The sequence below is a fragment of the Vibrio sp. 10N.222.48.A3 genome (assembly GCF_041475345.1).
GTDB lineage: Bacteria > Pseudomonadota > Gammaproteobacteria > Enterobacterales > Vibrionaceae > Vibrio > Vibrio tasmaniensis_A.
The window spans coordinates 1-4,075 of sequence record NZ_JBFRVX010000045.1 but is presented as its reverse complement, the minus strand read 5'-3'; the positions used below and the strand labels follow the sequence as shown (position 1 = coordinate 4,075).

The window sequence follows — 4,075 nt, the reverse complement described above, 5'->3', positions numbered from 1 at the left end:
CGGTGTATAGCGCTTAAACAGTCTCATTTTTAATTATCCTTATATTTACCTAGCCTGCATATTATAGAAAAACTCCGAGATAATTATTGTGATAAGCATGGAGTAATATGCAGTAGAGTTGACGTTAATTAGATATTTGTGCTGTTCTAAGCACTTTCTTCAGTAAATATCTATTTTTACGTGAGCTCCTCCCCAAAATAGTACTGAGTAGTGAACTGCTACGAACTTTCCTGTCCGGTATTAAGCAGTGCTAATGTTACAAGTATAAGAATAGGCGGAATTTTTTTGTTTGTGTAATCAAATTGTAAATTTTGAACAAAAAAAAGCCCGTCTAAAACGGGCGAATAGTCACAGATGCATTACACAAAAGTGGATACTGATGTTACTCAGTGGATTCACTTGTACTGATTTGCTTAAAGGCTAGTCAGTAAAATAACAATAACGCAAATTCAACCTTGTGACTACTTATGCTTTTATTTTGAGTAACTATTTAAGGTGGGTGTGTTTTTCTTATGACGAAGTTCACACTAAAAATGTACTCAATGAAATATTAAAATGAAGTTTGCGAAGCATGATCTGTTCGAAACGTTCATCGACTGATGTCAGCGACGATCGGTGCACATAGTGCTATGAGATCATTGGGATCCAACGCAACGCCAGCCATTCGATCACCCGAGCTAATGGTAACGGTCGAGTTGCTCTGAATGGAAGGATCAAAAATGATCGGCATGTATCTCTTTAGAGCAATAGGCCCAACACATCCAGCTTTAAAGCCGGTGATGGCTTCAACATCAGCGAGTGATACGCAGGTCATTCGACGGCAATTCAGTACCGAGCGTACTTTCTTTGGATCGATAGAGCGATCGCCAGGAGTACAGGCCAACGCATACTGGTTTCCCATATCCTTAAGCAGGATGCACTTGACCATTTGAGAGGCATTAATACCTCGTTCTTGCGCTGTCTCTTCGATGCTGGTGGTTGGCTTGCTTTGCACCAACAGGCGATAGTCCACCTGCTGTTGATCTAACCATTGTGTAATCAGTGTTTCCACGTGGCTACTCTTCGTCAAGGCTGTAAGGCAGTGGCAGAATGTTCCATATTTGCTCAGGTTGCGCAGTCAATCGAAGCTGAACATCGTCATCAAGGTTGTTTGGCAACACCATCAAACCAATCGCCTGATTATCAGCAAATTGATAGACGTTTAATAGTCGGCCTGCACCGCGCCAGTTCTCACCTACGCTGCGCTCTAGTTCAATCGTATTCTCTAGAGACAATATATCTGAACTCGTTCCTGAAACAATGCGCATTTCACGCTTGTTCATGCCACGGTATTTAGCACGAGCAACTGTTTCTTGACCTGTGTAACAGCCTTTTGAAAAGCTGATACCGCCAATCGCTTGCAGGTTGAGTGCTTGAGGGATGTGTTCGTTTTGCTCTGCTTTCGATAGGTTCGGCTGAGCATCAAGAATTTCATGATACTGCCAAAGCGCTTCTGATACTTTTTCTGCAGTGCTGCTTGATACCAAGGCTTCTGCTGCTTCTTGCGTAACAAGTAGAGCCCAACGGTTGTCAGAGACTTGAACAGCGGTGCCACCAGAGATTACACGCACTTTACCTTGGCTTTCTGAAATTGAGTCAATGTATTGATCAGCTGACGCGCCCATCACACCGATAACAACGTCAGACGTTTGCTCGATATCAACCTTAGAGAATACGGCGTATTTTTTAATTTCAACTAATTCGATTTCAATTGCAGACTTAGGCTGCATAAGAGCGTAGCCACCATTGTGGTGGAACAAACGAAAGATACTCCAAACCTTTCCTTTCGCATCACAATGCGCGCCTAACGTGGATTCATCATTAGGAAGAGTGACGACATCGCACGTTACTTGACCTTGTAGGTACGACTTTTTGTCATCGCCTATCATGGTAATTGCGCTCCAATCTGACACGTGTGTCATCATCAGTTCTGGAAGCGATTCATTTTGCGTATGAGCGAGCGGCTGAAATGTGTTTTTCCAATCCATTTTATCTTTCCTAAGAATTTTATTTGGCTCTATGTTAATCCGGTTCTGTTTCTTTGTCAGCTTAGGTTTTTTTGTGAGCTTAGATAGGGACTGTGACTCACATAGTAGTTGCAGAGCGTATGACTTGTTACACTCCGAGAAAGAAAAATTATAGGTGAGGATAGCCAATGTACACTGCAGAGCAGAAAGCACGAATTAAATGGGGTTGCCGTCGTGGCATGTTGGAACTTGACGTAGTTATCATGCCATTTTTCGAAGAGTGTTTTGATTCATTGCAAGAGCAGGAGCAGCGTGAGTTTGTTTCTCTATTAGAGTGTGATGACCCAGACCTGTTTACTTGGGTAATGGGACACGGACGCAGTGAAAACCTAGGCCATGCTTCAATGGTTGATAAAATTGTCGCGCATAACCTCAGCAAGGTTCGTTAAGCTTCAGCTTAACCCTTCGTATTCCGCATTATTTGCAAAAGGCACTGTTTTTGGGTGCCTTTTGTTTTTCATCGTTTTCTCTTCTATTCCACTCGCTGTTGCCCTCTATTGTTTAGCTTTAGTGTTCAGTTTGTTTAAAGCCAATCATGTAATCTTGAATACAGCACATGGGTGCTTTGACTATAAAGAAGATGGCGAGTTCCGACTCAATGAGCAAGCCTACACACTTAAGTCCGTTGATAAGATCTGGGCGCAGTTCTTCGTTAAATTGCAGTTTGAGTGCGGATATTCAGTCTTGTTGTGGCGAGATAGTTGCAATGAACGTGAATATCGACACTTCTTGGCACATTTACAACGAGTCCGTTTGATAAACGAAAGCATTGGATAAACAAGAACCAAAGATAAAAGAAAGGGAGCTCTAGGCTCCCTGTCGTCTTTTTCCATGACCAAAAATTAAGACTGGCTTTTCTCTGGTGTCAGAATGGTTGGGCCGCTGTCTTCAGCAAGTTCTGGGTAATCCAGCGTGTAGTGTAGGCCGCGGCTCTCTTTACGTTGCATTGCACAGCGAACCATCAACTCAGCGACTTGTAGTAAGTTACGCAGTTCTAATAGGTTATTTGAAACCTTAAAGTAGCTGTAGTACTCATGAGTTTCCTGCTGCAACATCTGAATGCGGCGCATTGCACGTTCAAGGCGTTTGTCCGTTCGAACAATACCCATGTAATCCCACATGAACAGTCTTAGCTCGTGCCAGTTGTGTTGAATGATCACTTCTTCATCACTGTTGGTGACTTGGCTTTCATCCCATGCCGGAAGTTCAGCGCACAGTTGAGATTGATCGATGTTTTCAACGATATCTTTTGCGGCTGCCCACGCGTATACCACACACTCAAGCAGTGAGTTTGAAGCCATACGGTTTGCACCGTGCAAGCCGGTATAACTCACTTCGCCAATCGCATATAGGTTAGTGAGGTCAGTTTGACCTTGCTTATTCACCATCACACCACCACAAGTGTAGTGAGCAGCCGGTACGATTGGAATCGGTTCTTTGGTCATATCAATCCCCAAATCCATCAAGCGAGTATGGATCATTGGGAAATGCGTCGTGATGAATTCTTCAGGCTTGTGGCTGATATCAACATACATGCAGTCAGCACCTAAGCGCTTCATTTCAAAGTCAATCGCACGAGCAACCACATCACGCGGAGCCAGTTCACCGCGCTCATCGAAGTCCTTCATAAAGCGAGAACCGTCTGGACGACGCAGGTAGGCACCTTCACCACGCAATGCTTCCGTTAGTAGGAAGTTACGCGCTTCTGGGTGGAATAAGCAAGTCGGGTGGAACTGATTGAACTCAAGGTTTGCCACACGACAACCCGCACGCCAAGCGATAGCAATACCATCACCTGAAGAGACATCTGGGTTAGAGGTGTATTGGTAAACCTTTGAAGCGCCGCCTGTTGCTAATACAACAAATTTAGCGCGCACGGTTTCAACGTGCTCTTGGTTACGGTTCCAAATGTAGGCACCGATAACCTTGTCTTTCGAACCACCTATCTTATCTTCGGTGATTAAATCCAGCGCATTGTGACGCTCGAAGATCTCGATATTTGGGTGCTG

At 44.1% G+C, this 4,075-nt stretch carries 5 protein-coding genes; 2 read left to right on the top strand and 3 right to left on the bottom strand.

What is annotated here, in order from left to right; all coding sequences use genetic code 11:
• Positions 1-589: 589 nt before the first annotated feature.
• A complete protein-coding gene (locus tag AB4653_RS01800; protein ID WP_009847659.1) occupies positions 590-1,051 on the bottom strand; it encodes an aminoacyl-tRNA deacylase in 462 nt (153 codons plus the stop codon).
• 4 nt (positions 1,052-1,055) lie between these two features.
• Complete coding sequence (gene ygfZ / locus AB4653_RS01795) at positions 1,056-2,027, bottom strand: tRNA-modifying protein YgfZ (RefSeq protein ID WP_009847658.1); 972 nt, start codon at positions 2,025-2,027, stop codon at positions 1,056-1,058.
• 167 nt (positions 2,028-2,194) lie between these two features.
• On the opposite strand from ygfZ, the gene AB4653_RS01790 reads away from it, so the two are divergent.
• Complete coding sequence (locus tag AB4653_RS01790) at positions 2,195-2,455, top strand: succinate dehydrogenase assembly factor 2 (RefSeq protein ID WP_004735374.1); 261 nt, start codon at positions 2,195-2,197, stop codon at positions 2,453-2,455.
• The gene (locus AB4653_RS01785) at positions 2,403-2,843 is read left to right on the top strand and encodes a protein YgfX (protein ID WP_332251964.1); all 441 of its coding nucleotides are present in this window, start codon (positions 2,403-2,405) and stop codon (positions 2,841-2,843) included. Before AB4653_RS01790 ends, AB4653_RS01785 begins: the two co-directional genes overlap by 53 nt.
• Before the next feature lie 65 nt (positions 2,844-2,908).
• On the opposite strand, the gene nadB is transcribed toward AB4653_RS01785, so the two are convergent.
• Positions 2,909-4,075, bottom strand: a 1,167-nt coding sequence (gene nadB, locus AB4653_RS01780; RefSeq protein WP_372103179.1) for an L-aspartate oxidase, incomplete at its 5' end; no start/stop codon positions are given.